Raw genomic sequence first — 21594 nt, 5'->3', positions numbered from 1 at the left:
ACGAAAGGGAGAACATGCAGATCACCGATACCGCGGCGCTGGTCACGGGTGGCGCGTCCGGGCTCGGCGGCGCGACCGCGAAGGCGCTCGCCGCGAAGGGCGCGCGGGTCTTCGCGCTGGACCTCGCCGGTGCCATCGCGAACGCCGAGCAGATCGAGAACGTCACCTACGTCGAGGCCGATGTCACCGACCCGGAGCAGGTGCGGGCCGCGGTCGCGACCGCCGCCGAATCCGGCGTGCCGCTGCGGACCGTGGTGAACTGCGCCGGGATCGGGCCGTCCGCGCGGATCCTTTCGAAGAAGGGCCCGCACGACCTCGCCCTGTACGCGAAGGTCGTCCAGATCAACCTGATCGGTTCCTTCAACGTGCTGACGCTGGCCGCCGAGGCCATCGCCAAGACCGAGCCGCTGGCCGACAACGCGCGCGGCGTCATCATCAACACCGCGTCGGTCGCCGCCTTCGACGGCCAGATCGGGCAGGTCGCGTACTCGTCGTCCAAGGGCGGCATCGTCGGGATGACCCTGCCCGCCGCGCGCGACCTCGCGTCGCACGGCATCCGCGTGCTGACCATCGCGCCGGGCATCGTCGACACCCCGATGCTGGCGACGGTGAGCGAGGAATTCCGCGCTTCGCTGGCCGAAGGCGTGCCGTTCCCGAAGCGGCTCGCGCGGCCGGACGAGTACGCGCAGCTCGCGCTGTCGCTGATCGACCACGACTACCTGAACGGCGAGGTCATCCGGATGGACGGCTCGCTGCGTATGGCCCCTCGCTGAGCCGGATGTCATGAAAGGGTCGGTCCTGACGAAAAATGTCAGGAACGACCCTTTCCTGACATTTCAGGGACGGGTGAGGCGGACGTCCAGGCCGATCCCGGCCGTGCTGACCTCGCACGTCCGGAACGCGGTTTCGGCGACCAGCCCGCTGAAATCGATCGGCGTGTAGGCACGCCGCCGCAGCTGGCCGAGCGTCTGCCGGGTCGCCAAAGCGGCCAGCTTGCCGAGCTTCATGCCCTCGACCTCACGCACGATGTCGCCGTCGGTCGCGTCCCGGTTCATGTCCTGCACCACAGCCGTACCGCCAGGGCGCAGCACGCGGTACATCTCGTCGAGTGACCTCACGGGCCACACGAAGTTCTTGAACGCGGCCTGGCAGACGACGAAGTCGAACGTCTCGTCGTCGAACGGCATCGCCGCGACATCACCCTCGCGGAACGAGACCTCGACGCCTTGAGCCCGCGCGTACTCGCCCGCGATCTCCACGAACGTCGGCGCGACGTCCAGTCCGGTGACGGAGAAGCCGAGCCGCGCCAGCTCGACGGCGAAGTAGCCGGGGCCGAAGGCGACCTCGAGGATCTTCGCGCCTTCCGGCAGGCCTGCCGTGAGTTCGCGGGCCTGCGTCCGCCAGAGTTCGATCTGCGGTTCGGTGCCGCGTTGCCGGGCGTAGTTCCGCGCCAGCGCGCCGCCCATCTCCGGGATGAGCTTGAACCGCTTCCTGTCCTTGATGTTCGTCATGGTCACTCCAGGTCGGTTTCCCGGAGCCCGGTTATCCTCAAGATGCCGTCTCGTGGCCGGGTTCCGGTTGCGGGATCGTCCGCCCCGGCGGGGTGCTGCAACACCTCGCCGGGGCTCTTTCGGCTAGCCGGTGTTCCCCCTTTCGGCCAACAGGGCCCGCCATTCGGCGAGGCCGGGCATCGAGCCGGAAGTCAGTTCTCCGAGGATCGAGCGGACCCATTCGGCCTCCGCCACTCGGATCGCCAGGTGGTATTCGAGTTCGAGCAGCACCAGCCGCGGGATCTCCTCCAGGAGCCGCGCCAGTTCGGCCCGGGTCGAGGCGATGTCTTCGTCCAGCGCCGCCAGGCGCGTGCGGAACAGGGCGATCACCTCGTCCGGCCCGAGCCAGCCCAGCACTGACAGCCCGGCGACGAACTTCGGCTCCTCGGGCGCCAGTTCGGCCAGCAGCTCACGCAGCCAGTCGAGCATTTCGTCACGGCCGGCGTCGGTGATCCGGTACACCGTCCGCTCGGGGCGGGCACCGTCGCGACCGCTCTCGACAGCCTCGATGAAACCGTGTTTCCGCAGGTTGGCGACGACCGTGTAGAACGAGCCCCATTTGATCCCCATGTCGCGGTCCTTGCCGCGGCTCTTCAGGATCGAGGCCATTTCGTACGGATGCATCGGCCGCTCGTTCAGCGTGGACAGGATCGCCAGCGCCAGCAGATTCCCGACCTTGCGCCGCTTCACGCCGCCTCCTCGTATACGAGTACTCGTCTACGAGTATCCGCAAGGACGCGGGTGATCGCAAGGTGCCCGGCTAACGGGTGATCAGAGGTCGTTCATGTACGGCACGGACGTCTGCGCGTGATCGGTCATCCAGTTCCGCAGCGCGTACGTCGCGAGGACGTCGTCCTCGTTGTACCGCAGCAGGCGCTCCCGCTGGGCGGCGTCCGGGATTCCGCCGTCCATGCCGACGGCGTCGCGGTACCACCTCATCGACGCCTCGCCGCCCGCTTCCGGGTCACGCCAGGCGAATCCGGCGACCGGCGCGATCACCTTCAGCCCCTTGCCCTGCGAGCAGAGGAACTGGTCGGTGACGCTGCGGAAGAGGTCGATCCACTCCTCGGAGTCCACAAAGGACGCGATCTCGGCCTTCTTCGGGACCCCGGGATACTCGCCGAACCGGTCGGCTGAGCCGAAGAGCCAGCGATTCTCGGCGAGCGCGTTGTAGCAGTAGGCGCGGAAGGTCAGGCCCGCGGCGAGCGTGCGCTCGCGGACTTCGGTGAACCAGGCCCAGAACTCGGCGAACGACCGGGCCTCGTCCGCGGTCGGCAGCGGCTCCCACGTCGCGAACGCGCGATAACCCTGCTCCATCCCGATGTCCGCGCCCGTCAGCAGCGAACCCCACAGGTACGCGCCGGAATCGCCGAAGCTCTCCATGTCGACGTCGATCTCGACGTCACCGCGCGGGACCTCGACGCGGTCGACCTTGCGCACCATCGTGAGGTCGGCGAGCCAGGCGCGCGCGAGGATGATCGCGTCGGCGAACGTGCCGCCGGTCCAGTTCATCGGCGGCGGTTCGTCGGCCGGATCGAGCGCGGCCAGCTTGTCCACTGTGGACACCCCGGCGCGGCGCAGCTCCATCGCGTCCTCGCCGCGGACGACCAGGCTGACGTCGCGCGTTTCGGTGAGCACGACCTCGCACGTCGGCCACCACGGGCAACGACGGCATTCGAGGACGCGGGACGGCTCGGCGAGCGGCTCCTCGCCTTCGGCGGCGGCGGTCGCGATGGCGAGCCTGTCGGCGAAGCGGCTCTGATACTCCGTCAGCGCGCTTCGGCCGCCAGGCCAGGTGGCCGCGGACAGGTCGTGCCAGACGACGACGTCCGCGTCGAGCCCGATCACGCCACCGACGGCACGGTGACCTTCGTGCTTCCCGAGCGCTTCGAGCATCCGGTAGAGGTGCGCGAGCCGCATCTGGTCCCGCGGCTGCGAGCGGACCTTTCGCGCCGGATCGGGCATGCGGTTCGCCGGGTCGAGATCGGTCATCACCGTGGTCGGCGCGCCTGCGCCACGGTCGGTGATGCGGTGCCGCACGACCAGCACCGGCACGTATCCGTCGCCGGTGTGGACCAGGAGCTCGGAGCCGCCACGCCGGTGACCGGCGCGATCCACCGGGAGCAGCGCGCCCCAGATATAGCGCGCTTCGGCGGCGAAGGCCTCTTCGGTGAGCTGCACGCGCTCGGCGGCAGGGAGGTCTCGCGGGATCTTGACCCAGGTGGCGTCGGGCCCGGTCGCGTCCATGAGGCGTTGCACGATCGCCTCGCGATGCGCTGAAGCGTCGGCGATCCGCTGCTGCGCGGCGGGGTCGGGCGGGGCGAGCGGTACCTCGCTCATCGCCGGATCGTGTTCCAGGTGCACGCGACGCCGGCAGCGGCTCACCGCTCCCGCGTCCAGTAGCACCTCGTTACTCACAGACAACACTCTAGAAGGCGTCCGGCAAGCCGACATGCCCGCCACATCGGGGACCAGTAAGTTCGTCTGTGACACAGCGTGGGAGGTGCCATGGCGCGCAAGGCCAAAGCCGTCGAGGGCGAAGGCAGGTTTACCCCGAAGAAGGCGAAGAACGCCGTCGCGGTGGCCAAAGTGCTCGGACCGGCCGTACTGCCGGTGATCGCGCCGTACGCCGTTCGAGCGGCGGGTGCCGCGCGAGAGCTGTACGACCGTTATCAAGCGAAGAAGCTCGGCGTCGCCGTCGACCAGCTCGGCGAGTACAGCGGACGCGGTGCCGCGCTGCACGCGCGGATCGCGGGGCTGACGCAGGGGCTCGCGGAGCTGAAGAGGTCTGCGAAGGCGACCGACGCCGACGCGGCCTTCGCGAAGGACACGCAGGGGACGCTGGAGCAGCTTTCGGCGACCGTCCGCGCTTCGGAGCGGATGCCGGCCGCGCGCCGGAAGGCGGCGCACCGGGCCGTCGCCGGCGAGCTGGACCAGCTGGAGGGGAAGCTGCTGCACCGGCTGGGGATCTGACCTGCTCGTGAGTGGCTAGGACGGTTGGAACCGTCCTAGCCACTCACGAGGCCTACTTGATGAAACCCTTTTTCTTCATCCACTCGTAGGCGACTTCGCCCTGGTCACGACCGTCGACGTCGACCTGCTTGCACAGCTCGATCATCTGCTCGTTGTCGATGGCCGCGGCGACGGCTTCGAGCGGTCCCCGCAGTTCCGGGTGCTGCTTCAGGAATTCCGTCCGCAGCGTCGGCACGGCGTTGTACTGCGGGAACGCCTTCTTGTCGTCTTCGAGGACGCGAAGGTTGAGCCCGGCGATCCGGCCGTCGGTCGTGAAGATCTCGCCGATCGGGCAGGTCCCGCTCGCCACGGCCGAGTAGATCGTGCCGATGCCGAAGTTCTTGATCACCGGGTTCTGGAACCCGTACGCGCGCACGGCGGCGGGGAAACCGTCCTGGCGGCTGGTGAATTCGGTCTCCAGGCAGAACACGTTCTGGTCGGGCTTCTGCTTGAGGAACGCCGCCAGGTCCGACGTCGTCTTCAGGTTGTTCGCCGCGCCGTAGGCCTCGGTGACCGCGAAGGCGTACTGGTCGTTGAGCGGCGAGTAGTTCAGCCAGGTGACGCCGAACTTCGCCTCGTCCGCCGCCTTCGTGGCTTCGTACTGGGCCTGTTCCCCGCCGGGGACGGGGAGTTCGTTGCCCTGGTAGTTGATCCAGCCGGTGCCGGTGTATTCCCACGTGACGTCGGTCTGGCCGGCGAGCAGCGCCTGCCGCGACGAGTTCGAGCCCTTGATGTCGGTCAGGTCGACGACGTCCGCGCCCGCCGCGGAAAGCGCCATCTCGGCCATGTAGCCCAGGATGATGTTCTCGGTGAAGTCCTTCGACCCCACCGTCACCTTGACGCCCTTGAGCGACTCGATGGGCTGGATCGAACCGGGTTCGATCTTGTACGGCAGCGCGGTGTTGACCTCGAGCCCGCACGCGGAAAGCGTGCCGCACAACAGGACCGCGCCGAACAGTGCTTTCAGACGTCGCATGTCAGCGCAGTCCCTTCGGTCCGAAGAACTGTTCCGCCACGGCGCCGAGCCAGTCCACCAGCAGCGCCAGCGCGACGGCGAGCACCGAGCCGGTGATCAGCACCTTCGTCAGGTTGAGCTTGTAGCCGGTGTCGATGAGCAGGCCGAAACCGCCGGCGTTCACGAACATGCCGAAGGTCGCCGTACCGACGGCCAACACCAGCGACGTCCGCAGCCCGGCCAGGATCAGCGGGATGGCCAGCGGGAACTCCACCCGCCACAGCACGCCGGACGCCGACATGCCGATCCCGCGGCCGGCGTCGATCAGCGAGGGCTCGACCTGCTGCAGGCCGACCATCGTGTTCCGCAGCACCGGAAGCAGCGAGTAGAACGCCAGCGGCAGCGCCGCGACCCACAGCCCGCCGGTGGCGCCGGTGACGATGAACCACAGCACCAGCACCCCGAGCGCGGGCGCGGCCTGGCCGATGTTCGCGACCGCCAGGAAGACCGGCGCCGCCCATTTCGCCCACGGCCGCGTGACGAGCACGCCGAGCGGTACCGCCACGGCGACCACGATCGCGGTGACCACGACGGTCATCGCCAGATGGTCGCGCAGCGCGGCCAGCAGCCCGGCGGCGTTGAGGGTTTCCTTCTCCGTCGCGGTGAGATCACTGGCGAAGACCCAGATCAGCACCCCGGCGACGATCAGCAGCACCGCGGCGGGCTGGGCGAACAGCCGGACCCGTTCGGCGCCTCTCGACGAGGATTCGGTGGAGAAACCGGTATCGACGGCGGCCGTCATGCGGTCACACCTTCCGCCGGGCTGTCGTCGGAGTGCTCCTCGCGCAGCTGCTGGATCGTGGAGATGACCGTGTCGAGCTCGATCGTCCCGGCGTACTCGCCGCGCGCGCCGGTCACCGGGACGCTGCCGCCCTCGGCGAGCATGGCTTCGAGCGCGTCCTGCAGGGTCGACTGGAGACTGACGTAGTCGCGCAGCGGTTTGCCCGCGGTCGACAGCGACGTCGCCTTGGTCAGCTCGCGGACGTGCACCCACCGCATAGGACGGCGGCGCTGGTCGAGCACCAGCACGAAGTGCTTGCGCTGCTGGGTCAGCTTCTCGCGCACCGAGGACGGCGATTCGCTCACCGTCGCCGTCAGCGCGTCCTGCTTCAGCTCGACGTCGCGGACCCGCAGCAGCGTCAGCTGCTTCAGCGACGCACCGGCGCCGACGAAACCGGCGACGGTGTCGTCGGCCGGGTTCGCGAGAATGGCGTCCGGAGTGTCGTACTGGAGGATCTTCGACTGGTTGCCGAGCACCGCGATCTTGTCGCCGAGCTTCACCGCCTCGTCGAAGTCGTGGGTGACGAAGACGATCGTCTTCTTCAGCTCGGTCTGCAGCCGCAGCAGCTCGTCCTGCAGGTTGCCGCGGGTGATCGGGTCGACCGCGCCGAACGGCTCGTCCATCAGGAGCACCGGCGGGTCCGCCGCGAGCGCCCGCGCGACACCGACCCGCTGCTGCTGCCCACCGGACAGCTGACGCGGGAACCGGTCACGGAAATCGGCCGGGTCCAGCCCGACCAGGTCCATCATCTCCTCGACCCGGTCGTTGACCTTCTTCTTGTCCCAGCCGAGCAGCCCCGGCACCACCGCGATGTTCTGCGCGACGGTGAAATGCGGGAACAGCCCGGCCTGCTGGATCGCGTAGCCGATGCGGCGGCGCAGGGTGTCGACGTCGAGCTTCAGCGCGTCGTCGCCGCCGATGGTGATGCGGCCCGACGTCGGCTCGATCAGCCGGTTGATCATGCGCATGGTCGTGGTCTTGCCGCAGCCGGACGGGCCGACGAAGACCACGATCTTGCCGGCGGGCACCACCATCGAGAAGTCGTCGACCGCGGGCTCACGGGTGCCGGGGTAGCGCTTCGTGACGTTCTCCAGCTCGATTTCGACGCCGGATACGGTTTCAGGAGACTCAGCCACGGACACCCCTAGAGACGGTCAAACGGTTGATCAGGACGTAAACGGCGTCGAGGACCAGTGCGAGGACGACCACGCCGAGCGTCCCGGTCAATGCCTGGTTGAGGGAGTTCGTGCTCCCCGCGTTGGTGAGGCCGGAGAAGACCTCCGAGCCGAGGCCCGGGCCCTTCGCGTAGGCCGCGATGACCGCGATGCCCATGAGCATCTGCGTCGCGACCCGCATCCCGGCGAGGATCGCGGGCCAGGCCAGCCGCAGCTCCACCCTGGTCAGCACGCCGAACCGGCTCATGCCGATCCCGCGCGCCGCGTCGCTGACCGCCGGATCAACGCCGCTCAGCCCGACGATCGTGTTCCGCACGATCGGCAGCAGCGCGTAGAGCACGAGCGCGATGACGGTGGTGTTCGCGCCGAGGCCGAACACGGGGATGAGAAGCCCCAGGAGGGCGAAGGAGGGGACGGTGAGGATCGTGCTCGCCAGCGCCGTGGCCACGGCCGATCCGATCGGGCTGCGGTAGACGGCGACGCCGATCACCACGCCGAGGACGGCGGCAAGGATCGTGCACTGCACGACCGCGCTGACATGAAGGAGCCCTTGGAGGGCGAGTCTGTCCCACCGATCCGAGATGTACTCGAAGAGATTCATCGCGTGCTGGTTCTCCCGCCGCCTCTGGGTGAGACTCCTCACCCATTCGGAGTAGCTGTATCGGGAGCCTGACTACCCAAAAGCCGCGCGGTCAAACCCCTGTTTACCGCCTTTTATCCCGCCAACCTGCCCGATCCGGCCTGATCGGGCAAACGCACACGCCGTCTTTCCCCCTGCTCACCAGCCGGGAGGACATCGACCACCCGGACGTGCGTCGAATACCCTTCACCCGTGAGTAAAGGCAGCCATCACCGAAGCGCGTTACGCGCTGTACGTGGTGGCTTGCTGGGCGTGAGCTCCGCGGCGCTGGCCGTGACCGCTCACATGATCGGGGACGGCGATCTCCCCGATACGGCGATGACGTTGTTGCTCACCGTGCTGATCGGCTGGAACGCCGCCGCGCTCGCCGCGAAGGCCCGCGGTCCGATGGCCACCATCGTCGACCTCGGCGCCGGCCAGGTCGTGATGCACCTCGTGCTCAGCTCGCTGAGCACGCACGAACTCGTGCACGACGAACCGGCCCCGGTCTCGGGCGGTCTCGCGATGACCGTCGCGCACGTCGTCGCCACGCTGATCACCGCGTTGCTGCTGGCCAAGGCCGACGGGCTGCTGCTCGGCGTCCTCGCCTGCCTGCGCGCGCTGGTCCCCTTCATCCTCAACGCCCTTCCGGTGCCCGCCGCGGTGGCGGCCCCGGTGCTCGCCCGTCCGGCCGGGCCGGGTCACCTCGTCGGTGTGGACCTCCGCCGGGTCCACGGCAGGCGCGGCCCGCCCCTGTTCTCCTGAACCCCAGCTCATCCCCCCAACCGGCGAGGTCCCCGAACCCGCCGACCCATTCACGTTCAGGAGTTCTTCGTGTCCAAACACGTCTTCAAGCGCGCCGGTTTCCTGGCCGCCACCGTCGGGATCACCGGCCTGCTCTCGGCCGGGATCGCCTCGGCCCACGTCACCGCCAACGTCTACGGCCCCCAGCCGTCGAAGGGCGGCTACGGCTCGATCTTCTTCCGCGTCCCCAACGAGGAGAAGGACGCCGGCACCACCAAGGTCGAGATCACCCTCAAGCCCGAGTACGCGCTCAGCTCCGTGCGCGCCAAGCCGCTTCCCGGCTGGAAGGCCGAGGTCGTCAAGTCCAAGCTGCCCGCGCCGGTGACCACCGAATCCGGTACGCAGATCACCGAGGCCGTCACCAAGGTCTCCTGGACCGCCGAACCCGGCAACAAGATCGCCGCCGGGTCCACCGAGTTCCAGGAGTTCCAGATCAGCGCGGGCAAGTTCCCGACCAACGTCGACACGATCGAGTTCCCCGCCACCCAGACCTACGAGAACGGCAAGGTCGTCGAGTGGAACCAGCCGACCCCGGCCTCCGGTGAGGAACCCGAGCACCCCGCGCCGACTGTGAAGCTCGCCGAGAAGAGCGCCGACGGGCACGGCGGCGGCCACGGCACCGACACGAAGGCGGCTTCCGAGGAGGCCCACGCGTCCTCGTCGTCCGACAACACCGCCCGCTGGCTCGGCGGCGCGGGACTGGTCGTCGGCGCGCTCGGCCTCGGCGTCGGCGCCGGTGCCACCCTGCGCGCCCGCCGCGCCACCGCCGGCAACACCGAGGGAACCAAGTAGATGCGTAAAGCGATCGTCGCGCTGGCGATCACCGGGGTGGCGTGGCTCGCCACCGCCACCCCGGCGCTGGCGCACAACGTCCTGATCTCCTCGGACCCGGCGAAGGGCGCTTCGATCGCCGCCGGGCCCGCGAAGATCACGCTCACGTTCGACCAGTACGTCCAGAACGCGAACGTCAACCAGATCGCGGTCATCGGACCGGGCGGCGGCCAGTGGGCCGAAGGCCAGGTCGAGGTCCGCGACAGCGTCGTGACCGTGCCGCTCCGGCCGCTCGGCCCGGCGGGCGAGTACAAGATCGGCTATCGGATCCTGTCCGCGGACGGGCACGCCGTGACCGGTGAGGTGCCGTTCACCCTCACCGCCGCGGGCACCGGGACCCCGGCGAGCGCCGACGCCGCGCGCAGCAACGCGGGCCAGGCCGAGACCACCCCGGCGACCGGCGGCGAAGGCTCGTCCGGCGTGCCGATCTGGGTGTTGATCGCGGGCGCCGTCGTGCTGCTCGCCGTCGGGCTGACCGTCGCGCTGCGCACCGGCGCGGGTGACAAGGAGAAGAGCGGCTCATGACCCAGGCCGAGACCACCTCGCGAGCCCGCGTCGCCGTCCTGTTCTGCGTGGTGACGGCGGGAATCGTCGGCGCCCTGATCGGTGTCGCGCTGACGGCCACCGCCCCGGTCCCCGGGGTCGCGCAGGTCAGCGAGGTGGTCTCGGTCTCGATCCCGATCGTGCGGGTACTGCTGGACATCTCGGCGGTCGCCACGATCGGGCTGGCGCTGCTTTCGGTGCTGGTCGGCTACGACCGGCCGAAGCTCTCCGAGCCGATCATGCGGATCGCGCGGCCCGCGGGCGTCGCGGCGGCGCTGGTCTGGGCGACCACCGCGCTCGTCGCGCTGATCCTGCAGACCGCCGAATACCGCCCGGGTTCGAGCACGCTGTCGATGTCGGACGTCGGCAGCTACATCGCCGACGTCGGCGCCGGGAAGGCGCTGCTGATCGTCGCGGTGCTGGCCCTGCTGCACGCTGGGCTCGGCGTCCTCGCGCTGAAACACGGCGAGAAGGTACCCGCCGAGGTCCGCGTCGGGCTGGGCCTGTTCGCGCTGCTGCCGCTGCCGGTCACCGGGCACGCGTCGAACTGGAACTACCACGACTACACGATGATCTCGATGGAACTGCACGTGATGAGCGCCGTCGCCTGGACCGGCGGGCTCGGCGCGATGGCGGTGCTGCTCGTCGGGAACCGGACGCTGCTGGCGCACGCGCTGCCGCGGTTCTCCAAGCTGGCGACGCTCTGCCTGATCCTCGGCGCGGCGACCGGGCTGTTCAACGGGCTCATCGAGATCTCGCTCAACCCGTCGCTCGGCTTCTGGGAAGGCGTCTTCACCACGCCGTACGGGCAGCTGGTGCTGCTGAAGTTGTTGTGCACCGGCGTGATCGCGGGCCTCGGCGCGTACACGCGCTGGAAGCTGATGCCGCGGATCATCCGGCACAACCGCACGGCGCTGGCCGCGTGGGCGACGCTGGAACTGACCGTGATGGGGCTCGCGTTCGGCTTCGCCGTCGTGCTCACGCGAGCCCCGGTCGTGCCGACGACCTAGGCATAGTGACCTGAGAGGTGGCGTGTTGCGAAAGCCACTTTCGGGACGTCTGGTGTCCCGAAAGTGGCTTTCGCGACATGATCACCGGAGCGCGTGCCCCGTCCCCTAGTTCTCCACCGCGTACCGCAGGATCACGACACCGTTCTCGAACGCGGTGGCCTCGATCGGCTTGAGGTCCCGCCGGTCCTCGAAGACGCGTGTCCCCTTGCCGCGGGTCACCGGGCAGACCATCATCCGGATCTCGTCGACGAGGCCCGCGTCCAGCAGCGACCGCATGAGGGTCAAGCTCCCCCAGAGCCAGATGTCCTTGCCGTCCTGTTCCTTGAGCTCGCGGACGGTGGCGGCCGGATCGCGCGTCACGGTCGCGGCGGGGAAACCGCCCCAAGGGGCGTCCTCCAGTTTGGACGACGCGACGAACTTGGTGAGGTTGTTGAGCTTCTCGCCGTATTCGCCCTGTTCTTCGGCGTGGGGCCAGTAGTCCTTGGTCATGGCGTAGGTGTTCGCGCCCAGGATCATCGTGTCGACCGAATCGACGAGCCCCATCACGCTCGCCTTGAACGCCGGTTCGGTCTTGTCGGAGAAGGGCTCTCCCGACACGAAGCTCAGGCCGCCGTCCTCCTCCGCGGCGATGTTGTCGACGGTGACCCACTGCTGAACGATGAGCTTGCGCATGTCCGTCCCTCCGGTTCGAGCGGCACTTCGGCCGCGATCGCCCCAGGGACGAAGCCGCCCGGCCCGTCTCGACATCGTGGCGCGATCTTTTTCCGGAGCTGTTACACACCTTGCTCCATCCGGCCGCATTTGCCCGGTTTCGCTGTCCTGTCCGGACCCGCACCGGGATGCTCTACGCGTTCGCTGGGGTTAACCCGAAGAGGGGAAGGTAGATGGGCGGCCCGTTGCCGGGTGAAAGTGAAGTCAGCACGCCACAGGTACCGCGCCAGCGATCGGCGGTGAAGCTCACCAGGCAGGTGAGTTCGGGGCCGCGACAGCTCCCACCCGCCCCAGCGCATTTCACCAACCGCACGGCCGAGCTCGCGCTGCTCGAAAAGCTCCTGTCCCAGGACGGCACCGACGGACCGGCGGTGCACCTGATCAGCGGTCAGGGCGGGATCGGGAAGACAGCGCTGGCCACCGCGTGGGCCCGGCACCTCGGCGACCGGTTCCCGGCCGGGCACCTCTGGGCGGATCTCGGCGGCTTCAGCACAAACGGCCCGCTCTCCGCGAGCGAAGCGCTCGGCCGGTTCCTCCGGGCCTTGGGTGTTCCGCCGGAAGGCCTGCCCGCGGACGTCGAGGAGCTCACCGCCCTCTACCGCACGACGACCGCCGAGCGACCGTTGCTCGTGCTGCTCGACAACGCCGGTTCGACCGAACAGGTGCTTCCGCTGCTGCCCACCGGCGGCGAAAGCCTCGTGATCGTGACGTCGAGGCGCCGGCTGGGCAGGCTCCAGACCGAACATCGCGCGCGGCTGGTCGAGCTGGCCCCCTTCGGTTCCACGCACAGCGCCGAACTGCTGGGACGCGCCGTCGGCGAGGAGCGGGTCGGTGCCGAAGCCGCCCATGCGCGGGCCATCGCCGAGCTGTGCGGCGGCCTGCCGATCGCCCTCACCACGGTCAGCGCCAAGCTCGCGGGGCGGCCGAAGATGTCGCTGGAGAAGATCGCCACCGAGCTGGGGAAGGAATATCGTCGACTGGCCACGCTCTCGACGAAAGAAGCGCAATCGGTGGAAGCCAGCTTCAACCTCTCCTACGACGAACTCCCCTCGGACGCGGCCGCGCTGTACGCGGCGCTCGGCCTGCATCCCGGCCCCGACTTCGGTGTCGGCGTGGCCGCCGCGTCGATCGCCGTGCGCGAGGAGGTCGCCGAAGACCTGCTGGACCAGCTCGTCGACGTCGGCCTGCTGATCGACCGCGGCGACGACCGGTACACCTTCCACGACCTCGCGCGGCTGCACGCCAAGGAGAAGACCGCGGGCAACGAGTACGACCGCGACATCGCGATGCGCCGCATGCTCGAGTGGTACCTCTTCACGGCGTCGAAGACCACCGTCATGACGGTCCCCGACCAGGACCCGATCCCGTACCGGTACGAATACCGGCCGCCGACGCCGGTGTCGTTCGACTCCCCCGAAGAAGAACTCGCCTGGCTCGAACGGGAACGCGAGAACCTGATCGCCGCCGTCGAGACCGCCGAAACGTGGCAGCTGCCGGAACTCGGCTGGCAGCTCGCCGCCGCGATGTGGCCGCTCTTCCTGCTGCGCAAGCACTATCCGGACTTCCTGAAGGTGAGCCAGGCCGGCGTGCGGTGCGCGCGGGCGTGGGGCAATGCCTCCGCCGAGGCCCTGATGCACAACCGCAGTGGCGCCGCCTGCCGCGGCAGCGGCCGGTACGACGAGGCCGTCGCGCATTACGAGGCGGGCCGCGAAGCCGCGCGGAAGGCCGGGGACGAGGTCGTCGAGATCCGGTCGGTGGAAGGCCTCGGCCTGGTCGCGCTGGCGCAGGGCAGGCTCGAAGACGCGGTGAAGTGGTTCACCGAGGATCACCGGCTGAGCGAGCGCCAGTCCCGCGCGCACGACGTCGGGCTCGCGCTGATCAACCTCGGCTCGACCCAGCTCAAGGCCGGGCGGCCGGAGCCCGCGATCGAGCACCTCACCCGCGCCCGCGAGGTACTGGCCGCCGATCCGTACAACGTGGCCCGCGCCCGGACCGACCTCGGCCGCGCGCTCATCGCGGCCGGGGATCTCGCGGCGGCGCGGACCGAGCTCGAAGCGTCGCTCGCCACCATGGAGGCCAGCGGGTCAAGGTTCGAGGTCGCCAGGGCGCTGTCCGCCTTCGGCGAGATCGCCGAAGCGGAGGGGAACACCGACGAGGCCAGGCGGTTCTACGACCGGGCGTTGCCCATCCTCGTCGGCCTCGGCCGCCCGGAGGCTGACGCTCTGCGCACGCGGCTGGAGCAGCTCTGACCCGACGACACCGATCGGTACCCGGCGACCGGGTGAACTCGCCGAGTCGAATGACGCAGCGTAGTTGCAAGTTGCACATTCGGGGGAGCATTGGGCCGGGAGAAGTGATTAGCCCGGGCGAATTCGTCACCGATTGATCGGCGAATTCGGACAAGCGACGAACGGTCATTCGCCGTCGGCGAATGCACGTGCAGATACCTTTCCCGGGTGAGTCACCGATACCGGTTCCAGCGCGCCCCGGTCCGCCCGTTCCGAAGATCGTTCAGCCGTTTCCGCAGTTCATCCCGCACGCTGGGATGACTGCGGAGAATCGGGAGGACACTCGTCGTGAGCTTCAGTTCACGGATGGCACGCAGTACCGAGAACCCGGACCAGGTGGTCACGTCGAATCCGTATCGCCGTGCGAACGCGCGATAGCGGGCGGGTGGATCACCGAACCGTTCCCGGCCGACGGCGAGCGGCGTCAGATCCCATTCCGGCGGCCCGACACAGGAGGAATCGAAATCGCACAGCACCGGCCCGTCCGGTCCCGGGATCACATTCCCGGTGTGCGCGTCCCCGTGGACGAGGCCGCGGGGCAGGGGGAAGTCGAGGTTCGCGAGCTCGGCTTCGAGCTCGGCGCAGCGTTCGAGCAGGAACCGCCGGTCGCCGTCGGCCAGCTCCTCCGCGTCCGAAACGCGGGCGCGGACCGCGGCGAACGGCGCCCATTCGGCGAGCCCTTCCGGCGGTTCGAGCGCGTGGACCCGGCGCAGCAGCTCGGCGAGGTCGGCAGCCTTCGCCTTCCGGCCGGTCGCCGGCACCTTCCACCAGACCGTCACGAGATGTTCGCCGACCGGCAGCGGCTGGTCGAGGCCGGAAACGAGGCGGATGGCGGGCACGTCGTGCCGTTCGAAGTGCCGCGCGACCCGCACGACCGTGCCGACGCGATGCCGCAGACGGGTGGAACCGACGATCCGGACGACGAACGGTGCGCTCGCCAGCTCGTAGACGGCGTTGTTGGTGAACCTCAGCAGGCGGGCGCCTTCGGGGTCCACGCCCAGCAGATCGCACGTCCGCCCGAGGGCGTCGCGCAGGATGGCGGGCGTGAACCGGCCCGGGCCGATCGGCTCAGGCTGCGTAGAAGGAGTTGAGGCGGTCGGCGAGGTCACGGGCGTCGGCGTTGTTCCGGCGGCGTTCCGCCTCGACCTGCAACGGCCGCATCCGGTCCTTCACCCGCTCCGACTTGATGCCCTCGGCGCAGTCGATGGCCTTCGAGCCCACCTTCGCGCCGTGGTCGAGATCGCCTTCGAGCAGGTGGTTCGTGGCCAGGGCGCTGAGCATGAACGTCTTGCTGCGGGCCATGTCGTCGGTGTAGGACTCGACGGCCTTGGTGAGCGCCGGGATGGCGTACTTCGTGTGCTCGGCGTTCTTCTCGGCGAGCACGGTGTGGACCGTGCCGATCATGGCGTAGACGTCGGTCTCGGTGAAGAACTTGACCCAGGACTCGGCCTCGGCCAGATCGGCGCGGGCGAACTCGTCCTTGCTCCGGCCGAGCAGCTTCGTGGCCTGCTCCTCGTTGCCCATCATCGCGTAGGCCCAGGCCTCGTTGGCGCAGAGCACGGCGACCGCCAGCTCGGAGCCCGATTCCTGGGCGGCGATCTGGCCGAGCTGGAACAGCTTCAGCGCGTCGTTGGGGGCGTCGTTGTGCAGGTAGACCCGGCCCATCCGGTAGAGGACGTTGGCGACCAGCGGGTGGCTGTCGCCCTGTTTGGCCAGGTCCAGCGCGTTCGCGAAGTGACCGCGGGCGGAATCCATGAGGCCGGTGTCGAAGGAGGTCCAGCCCGCGAGGCTGTGCAGGTCGGCGAGGGCGACGTACAGCCTGCTCTTGACCATCTCGGTGCCGTTGGACTCGAGCATCTGCTGTCCCCAGGACAGCTGGGCGACCACGGCGTCGCGGCAGAAACCGCCGCCGTACTGGTAGTCGAGGGACCGGAGCGCTCTGGTCGCGGCTTCCACCTGGCGGACGTCGGTCATGCCGATCCGCCCGGGGGCGGGCGTCTTCGCGGGCCCCGCCGACCACGTACCCGATTCCGGACCGAACACCGCCGCGCCCATCGTGACCTGGGCGGCGTGCGCGAGGAACCTCCGTCGCTTCACGGACTCGTCCTCCTCCGCCTGCTGGCCGTCGGCAGCGCCGACGACCTTTATCGCTGTCGCCTCGTCATAGGCGAGACCCATGTATCCACGGGGGACACCAAGGCCGTCAGCGATGCGGGTGAGCACGTCGTACGCCATCACCTGGCGACCCTTGAGGATCTCGGACACCTCGGACTGCGACTGGCCGGTCATCGCGGCGATCTGGCGCTGCGAAACACCGTGCTTGCGCAACAGCCGGTACACCGACGAGATCTCCCGTGTGGCCAGTGCGGCTCGCATCTCCGGCTGCTCCCAGGCATCCGGTGGCACGGGGTGACTCTGGCGACCCGAACCGCTTGCAGCGTCCGAGCCGGCGACAGCGCCGCCACCGATACTGGCGTCCATTGCGCCCCCTCACAGTTCCGTTGGGGTCGAGAAACAGCGTAGGCACACCTATTCAACCGTGCGAAACACCGGATCGCCCGTCGTGATCGGCCCGGCAGAAGTCGTTTGACCGCTTACCGTGAAACCCCGTCCGGTCACCGCTATGACGGCGGTTCGACCTTCTATCGCACTCGGTTTCACATCACTGTAGTTGTCAGATCTCCGTGACCGACCAGCCACCGGCAGCGATCACAGAGAGCTACCAAGTCTCCGAACCCCCTAAAGGTGCGGACACGCGGATACGAAGACGACGTGGAACGAGAGAGCGGAGAAGAGCCAGTGGAGTTCGTGGACTCGATCGCAACAGGCTCCATCACCGCGGGACGGCCCGGTATGGCCACGCGCCACCTGCGTGCGGCCGGCCCCGCCGGTCAGCAGACGGTCGCCGTCGCCCCCGGCGCCGGCCGTCCGGTCTCCCCTTCCGCACCGGTCGACCCTCGTACCGCGAGTGTGCGCCGTTACGAAGGCGGACAGCTGGTCTGGCGCGTGCAGTGCGGCGATCTCATCAGCCGTGAACGCGCCGTCACCGTGTTCGTCGAAGACAACCAGGTGGTTCTCGTCTCGCCGCCGGGAGAGACCGCGCGCCTGACGTCCGGCCAGCTCGGCCAGCTCAGGGCAGCGCTCAACGAAGCCGCCAAGATGGCGGAAAGGTAACGGTGAGTTCTCCGTGGATCAGGTCCTAGGGCAAGTCCTCCGCAACGCGGTTTGGGAACGCCTCGACATGCTCTCCGATCTCGCGAACCGGGCGGACGCCCAGTCGCTCGTCTCGGTCGCCCGCTCGGAGCTCCCCCGCCTGACCGAAGGCTGGCGCGCGATGCTCCTGGCGCACGAGCCCGACGAGCGCGGGGACTGCCCCACCTGCTCGACCCGCTGGCACAGGTGCAAGGCCCCCTGCTCGGTATGGCAGGTCGCGCACGAGCACCTGGTCGCCGGCGGCCTCGCGCCCCAGCAGACCGCGGCCTCCCAGGACCACCGGCGCGAAGCCCGCCGCCGCGTTCCCGGGCAGAGCCGGGTGAGCGCGGCCGAAACCACCGGCAGGCACGCGCTGGTCAACCCGCGTCGTCCCATCACGGCTTGAAAGACCGGCGAGTGAACGGCGGTCCGAGCGCCCCCTCGGCAACCACGCCACGATCTCGCCTTCGCCGGCGGCGGTTCGCGCGTACCCCCGAACGTGACGAGCCGCTCTCGGTAATCACTCCGGTCCCCACCGCGATTAATCGAAAATTATCGGCAGAACACCTAGCGAAGGCAGTAATCGGTCGCTAGGTTGATGATCACAAACGCAGCGCGATACCTGCCCCGGAGCGCGCTGCCATCCCCCGAACCCCGCGGGCCGGTGCCGTTGCACTCCCCTCCCCCGACCGGCACCGGTCCGCGGTCTCCAACGTTCTAGCGGACACCCTTCACCCGCGTGACCAGCACCGCGGCGATGACGGTGGACAGCGCCGAAGCCGCGAAGAGGCTCGGATATCCGCCAAGGTAGGCCAAAATCGGCGCGGTCAGCATCGGCGCCACCACCTGCGGCAGCGAGTTCGCGATGTTGATGACCCCGAGGTCCTTCGCCCGGTCCTGCGCGGCGGGCAGCACCTGGGTGAGCATCGCCAGCGCGACGGCCATGTACGCGCCGAAACCGACACCCAGCAACGGCGACGCCGCGAGCGCGGCCGTCCAGTTCTGCCAGACGACGAGCAGCGACGCCGCGATCGCCATCACCGCGGCCGCCGCGAGGACGTACGGCTTGCGGCGTCCCGATTTGTCGGAGAAATGCCCGGCGACGAGCGCGCCGACGACGAGCGCGGCGCCGTACAGCCCCATCATGATCAGCAGGCCGGTGTCCGGATCTTCGTGGTGCACCGCGTCCTTCAGGAAGAACAGCAGATAGAGCGTCCCGAAGGCGTTGCCGAGCCCGATCATGAAGTGACAGCCCCACGCCCAGGCGAAGTCCGGATGCCTGCGCGGGGAGATCCACAGATTCGCGAGCACGTCCCGGGCCCGGGCGGACGGCCGGTACGCGACCGGCAGCCGCGCGTCCGGCGTACGCAGGACGAACGCCGCCGCGCCCGCCAGCACGATGACCGCGCACGCCGCGTATCCCAGCGGGAGACCGGCGAGGTCGAGCAACACCACGACCACCACCGCACCGAGCACCGTCCCGAGCATCTGGGCGATACCGACCAGCCCGCCGACTTGCGCGCGCTGGGGCACGGGCACGCGATCCGCGATGGCCGAGACCAGCATCGCGAGCATCCCGTTCAGCCCCGCCTGGACCAGGCACCAGCCGAGCACCATGATCGCGACGTTCGGCGCGAACGCGAGGACGAGCAGCCCCACCGCGGCGACCGCCGCCCCGGCCGCCGTCCACGGATGACGGCGGCCGCGGGCCGAGCAGGTGCGGTCCGACAGCAGGCCGACGGCCGGGTTGGCGATGAGGGCGACGACCGCGCCGATCCCGGTGACCAGGCTGAACACGGCCTCCTTGTTGGCGGCGTCCAGTAGTTCGGCCTGTTTCGGCAGGAGGACCTGGATGGGCGCGTAGACCCCGAGCCAGAGCGCGATGTTCGCGAAGAACAGCAGGCTCATCCAGCCCGGGCGGACCCTGGCGACCGGTTCGGCGAGCGCCTCGGGCAGCTCCCGGACCTCACTCATGGCGGATCCGGTCCCGGTACCAGCCGAAGGAATCCTTCGGCGTGCGCTTCAGCGTCTCGTAGTCGATGTGCACCAGGCCGAAGCGCGGCTGGTAGCCCTTCGACCATTCGAAGTTGTCCATCAGCGACCAGACGAAGTACCCGCGGACGTCGACGCCGGCGTCCATCGCCTCGCGCACCGCGACGAGGTGGCTGTCGAGGAAGTCGATGCGCTCCTGGTCGTGGACGTGCCCGTCTTCGTCTACGACGTCGTCGAAACTGCACCCGTTTTCGGTGATGTAGACCGGCGGGAGATGTTCGCGATAGCGCTCGTGGAAACCGACGAGCAGCTCGCGCAACCCGTGCGGAACGATCGGCGAATCGTTGGTGGTCATGGGATATCCCTCGATCGCGCGTAGCTCGAAGGGAAGCGGATTGCCTTCGCCGGGCGCGGCGACGCCCTGCGGCTCGTAGTAGTTCACCCCGTAGAAGTCGAGTGGCTGCGCGATGGTGGGCAGATCGTCGGCGAAGCCCGCGGGCAGATGCTCGACGACTTGTTCGGGATATCGGCCGAGTAGCACCGGATCCGCGTAGGTGCGATTGATGAGGGCGTCGATCCATTCGCCCGCGGCCTTGTCCTCCGGCGAATCGGAGGCGGGCCAGATCGGGGAATGGTTGTTGGCCGTGCCGACGCTGCGGGCACCGGCGGCGCGGAGGGCCTGAACGGCGAGACCGTGCGCGAGATTCTGGTAATGCGCGGTGGGCAAGGCGTCGAGCAGGAGCGTCTTGCCGGGCGCGTATTCGCCGATCGCGTAGCCGAAGATCGACATGACCATGGGCTCGTTGAGCGGGATCCACATTTTCACCCGATCGGAGAACCGTTCGCCCAGGATGGCGGCGTACTCCGCGAAGCGTTCGGCGGTATCACGGGAAAGCCAGCCGCCCTTGTCTTCGAGCGCCTGCGGGAGGTCCCAGTGGAACAGCGTCCCGGTCGGCGCGATGCCCGCGGCGCAGACCTCGTCGAGCAATTCGTCGTAGAAGGCAAGGCCTTCGGCGTTGGGCTTGCCTTCGCCGTCGGGCTGGATCCTGGGCCAGGCGAAGGACATCCGGTATGCGCCGACGCCGAGTTCGGCCATCAGCGCGACGTCCTCGGAGTAGCGGTGGAAGTGATCGGCCGCTACCTTGGCGTGCTCAGCCCGCGCGATCTTTCCCTCCGTTTCGGTGAAAGTGTCCCAAATGGACTGTCCTCGGCCGCCTTCCCCGGTCGCCCCCTCGATCTGGAAGGCGGAGGTCGAAACACCCCACAGGAATTCGGACGGGAAGGTCGGATTCTCCACCGGCTACGCACCTTTCCTCTTCAGACTCGGCCGAACATGAAAAGTTCTCAGATACTATGCCTTCACTCGACCGGGGGGAACCCTGTCGGCACGATAAAGTCGCAGATCAGCGAAGGAGGAGCCCGAGTGTCCGACATCCAGGCCGCGAAACCGCAAGCGGAGACGACTCCGCTCCGGCGGCAGCCCGTTCAGCAGCGCAGCGCCAAGCGGGTGGAGCAGATGCTCGACGCCAGCGCCCAGCTGATCGACGAACTCGGTTACGACGCGTTGACGACCACGCTGATCGCGAAGCGCGCCGGCGTGGCCGTCGGTTCGCTGTACCAGTTCTTCCCCGACAAGCGGGCCGTGGTGCAGGCGCTGACACAGCGGAACCTCGAACGGTTCGTCGCCTCGGTGTCGGAGACGCTGAACGAACTCGCGCCCGAACACTGGTGGGACGTCGTGGACTCGATCCTCGACATCTATCTCGCGATGCACCGCGAGGTCCCCGGCTTCTCGAAGGTCCACTTCGGTGACGTCGTGGACCGACAGCTCCTCGATGAGACGCGCGACAACAACGCCGTCATCGTCGACGCGCTCACCGACGTGCTCGCCGCGCGGATCCAGTCGCCGCCGGACGACATCCGGTTCGCGCTGACGATCGCGAACGAGACCGCGGACGCGCTGCTGAAGCTGGCCTTCCGGCGGGACCCGCGAGGGGACGAGCGGATCATGGCGGAGGCGAAGTCCGTGGTGAAGGGGTATCTGGCGAGCAAGTTCGGCGAGGCGTGAGGG

General features: G+C 68.8%; 22 protein-coding genes. 10 read left to right on the top strand and 12 right to left on the bottom strand.

Annotated features, from left to right (window positions below; translation table 11 throughout):
* Positions 1-14 precede the first annotated feature (14 nt).
* Positions 15-773: an SDR family NAD(P)-dependent oxidoreductase gene (locus ACZ1DY_RS00630; protein ID WP_126732550.1), complete on the top strand. Its 759-nt coding sequence runs from the start codon at positions 15-17 to the stop codon at positions 771-773.
* A gap of 63 nt (positions 774-836) precedes the next feature.
* On the opposite strand, the gene ACZ1DY_RS00625 is transcribed toward ACZ1DY_RS00630, so the two are convergent.
* The 3 genes from ACZ1DY_RS00625 to ACZ1DY_RS00615 all read right to left on the bottom strand — a co-directional run bounded on the left by ACZ1DY_RS00625 (position 837) and on the right by ACZ1DY_RS00615 (position 3968).
* Positions 837-1511, bottom strand: coding sequence for a class I SAM-dependent methyltransferase (locus tag ACZ1DY_RS00625; protein WP_465483301.1), 675 nt, complete (start codon positions 1509-1511; stop codon positions 837-839).
* A 123-nt stretch (positions 1512-1634) separates the two neighbouring features.
* Positions 1635-2240 carry a PadR family transcriptional regulator gene (locus ACZ1DY_RS00620; RefSeq protein WP_257483607.1) on the bottom strand — a complete coding sequence of 202 codons (606 nt, stop codon included), beginning with the start codon at positions 2238-2240 and terminating at the stop codon, positions 1635-1637.
* Between the two features lie 81 nt (positions 2241-2321).
* Positions 2322-3968, bottom strand: a complete 1647-nt coding sequence (locus tag ACZ1DY_RS00615; RefSeq protein WP_257483606.1) for a TM0106 family RecB-like putative nuclease — start codon at positions 3966-3968, stop codon at positions 2322-2324.
* A gap of 90 nt (positions 3969-4058) precedes the next feature.
* Here ACZ1DY_RS00615 and ACZ1DY_RS00610 point away from each other — a divergent pair, with 90 nt between their 5' ends.
* Positions 4059-4523 carry a DUF6474 family protein gene (locus tag ACZ1DY_RS00610; RefSeq protein ID WP_125679227.1) on the top strand — a complete coding sequence of 155 codons (465 nt, stop codon included), beginning with the start codon at positions 4059-4061 and terminating at the stop codon, positions 4521-4523.
* Positions 4524-4575: 52 nt separating this feature from the next.
* On the opposite strand, the gene ACZ1DY_RS00605 is transcribed toward ACZ1DY_RS00610, so the two are convergent.
* The 4 genes from ACZ1DY_RS00605 to ACZ1DY_RS00590 are packed head-to-tail and all read right to left on the bottom strand — an operon-like array spanning position 4576 to position 8134.
* Positions 4576-5538 carry a glycine betaine ABC transporter substrate-binding protein gene (locus tag ACZ1DY_RS00605; protein ID WP_257483605.1) on the bottom strand — a complete coding sequence of 321 codons (963 nt, stop codon included), beginning with the start codon at positions 5536-5538 and terminating at the stop codon, positions 4576-4578.
* A 1-nt stretch (position 5539) separates the two neighbouring features.
* Entirely contained in the window at positions 5540-6319 is a 780-nt protein-coding gene (locus ACZ1DY_RS00600; protein WP_257483604.1) for an ABC transporter permease, read from the bottom strand.
* Positions 6316-7500, bottom strand: coding sequence for an ABC transporter ATP-binding protein (locus ACZ1DY_RS00595; protein ID WP_371878812.1), 1185 nt, complete (start codon positions 7498-7500; stop codon positions 6316-6318). The genes ACZ1DY_RS00600 and ACZ1DY_RS00595 overlap by 4 nt, the downstream gene beginning before the upstream one ends.
* Positions 7487-8134, bottom strand: coding sequence for an ABC transporter permease (locus ACZ1DY_RS00590; protein ID WP_007030477.1), 648 nt, complete (start codon positions 8132-8134; stop codon positions 7487-7489). Before ACZ1DY_RS00590 ends, ACZ1DY_RS00595 begins: the two co-directional genes overlap by 14 nt.
* Before the next feature lie 291 nt (positions 8135-8425).
* Here ACZ1DY_RS00590 and ACZ1DY_RS00585 point away from each other — a divergent pair, with 291 nt between their 5' ends.
* From ACZ1DY_RS00585 to ACZ1DY_RS00570, 4 genes are all read left to right on the top strand, one after another.
* On the top strand, positions 8426-8917 hold the full coding sequence (locus ACZ1DY_RS00585; protein WP_257483603.1) for a hypothetical protein: 492 nt from the start codon (positions 8426-8428) through the stop codon (positions 8915-8917).
* A 69-nt stretch (positions 8918-8986) separates the two neighbouring features.
* A complete protein-coding gene (locus ACZ1DY_RS00580) occupies positions 8987-9748 on the top strand; it encodes a YcnI family copper-binding membrane protein (RefSeq protein ID WP_126732558.1) in 762 nt (253 codons plus the stop codon).
* Complete coding sequence (locus tag ACZ1DY_RS00575) at positions 9749-10312, top strand: copper resistance CopC family protein (protein ID WP_465483300.1); 564 nt, start codon at positions 9749-9751, stop codon at positions 10310-10312.
* Positions 10309-11340: a copper resistance D family protein gene (locus ACZ1DY_RS00570; protein WP_192747377.1), complete on the top strand. Its 1032-nt coding sequence runs from the start codon at positions 10309-10311 to the stop codon at positions 11338-11340. Before ACZ1DY_RS00575 ends, ACZ1DY_RS00570 begins: the two co-directional genes overlap by 4 nt.
* A 105-nt stretch (positions 11341-11445) precedes the next feature.
* Here ACZ1DY_RS00570 and ACZ1DY_RS00565 read toward each other — a convergent pair whose 3' ends face one another.
* Positions 11446-12012, bottom strand: coding sequence for a dihydrofolate reductase family protein (locus tag ACZ1DY_RS00565; protein ID WP_465483299.1), 567 nt, complete (start codon positions 12010-12012; stop codon positions 11446-11448).
* Between the two features lie 278 nt (positions 12013-12290).
* Between ACZ1DY_RS00565 and ACZ1DY_RS00560 the strand changes: the two genes are divergently transcribed.
* On the top strand, positions 12291-14300 hold the full coding sequence (locus ACZ1DY_RS00560; protein ID WP_465483298.1) for a tetratricopeptide repeat protein: 2010 nt from the start codon (positions 12291-12293) through the stop codon (positions 14298-14300).
* Positions 14301-14512: 212 nt separating this feature from the next.
* Here ACZ1DY_RS00560 and ACZ1DY_RS00555 read toward each other — a convergent pair whose 3' ends face one another.
* Together ACZ1DY_RS00555 and ACZ1DY_RS00550 are read right to left on the bottom strand one after the other, a co-directional pair.
* Positions 14513-15448, bottom strand: coding sequence for a phosphotransferase family protein (locus tag ACZ1DY_RS00555; RefSeq protein ID WP_465483297.1), 936 nt, complete (start codon positions 15446-15448; stop codon positions 14513-14515).
* A complete protein-coding gene (locus ACZ1DY_RS00550) occupies positions 15408-16715 on the bottom strand; it encodes a helix-turn-helix domain-containing protein (protein ID WP_167373625.1) in 1308 nt (435 codons plus the stop codon). Before ACZ1DY_RS00550 ends, ACZ1DY_RS00555 begins: the two co-directional genes overlap by 41 nt.
* Positions 16716-17138: 423 nt before the next feature.
* On the opposite strand from ACZ1DY_RS00550, the gene ACZ1DY_RS00545 reads away from it, so the two are divergent.
* Together ACZ1DY_RS00545 and ACZ1DY_RS00540 are read left to right on the top strand one after the other, a co-directional pair.
* Positions 17139-17513, top strand: coding sequence for a hypothetical protein (locus ACZ1DY_RS00545; RefSeq protein WP_126732592.1), 375 nt, complete (start codon positions 17139-17141; stop codon positions 17511-17513).
* Positions 17514-17526: 13 nt separating this feature from the next.
* The gene (locus tag ACZ1DY_RS00540; protein WP_257483598.1) at positions 17527-17937 is read left to right on the top strand and encodes a hypothetical protein; all 411 of its coding nucleotides are present in this window, start codon (positions 17527-17529) and stop codon (positions 17935-17937) included.
* Positions 17938-18248: 311 nt separating this feature from the next.
* Here ACZ1DY_RS00540 and ACZ1DY_RS00535 read toward each other — a convergent pair whose 3' ends face one another.
* Positions 18249-19505: an MFS transporter gene (locus ACZ1DY_RS00535; RefSeq protein ID WP_465483296.1), complete on the bottom strand. Its 1257-nt coding sequence runs from the start codon at positions 19503-19505 to the stop codon at positions 18249-18251.
* Positions 19498-20820, bottom strand: coding sequence for a GH1 family beta-glucosidase (locus ACZ1DY_RS00530; protein ID WP_465483295.1), 1323 nt, complete (start codon positions 20818-20820; stop codon positions 19498-19500). The genes ACZ1DY_RS00535 and ACZ1DY_RS00530 overlap by 8 nt, the downstream gene beginning before the upstream one ends.
* Before the next feature lie 126 nt (positions 20821-20946).
* Between ACZ1DY_RS00530 and ACZ1DY_RS00525 the strand changes: the two genes are divergently transcribed.
* Complete coding sequence (locus tag ACZ1DY_RS00525; RefSeq protein ID WP_465483294.1) at positions 20947-21591, top strand: TetR family transcriptional regulator; 645 nt, start codon at positions 20947-20949, stop codon at positions 21589-21591.
* The last annotated feature ends 3 nt before the right edge of the window (positions 21592-21594 follow it).

The sequence above is a fragment of the Amycolatopsis sp. PSD-21 genome, assembly GCF_055561455.1.
The sequence above is the reverse complement of the archived record's forward strand: the minus strand, read 5'-3'. Positions and strand labels throughout refer to the sequence as shown.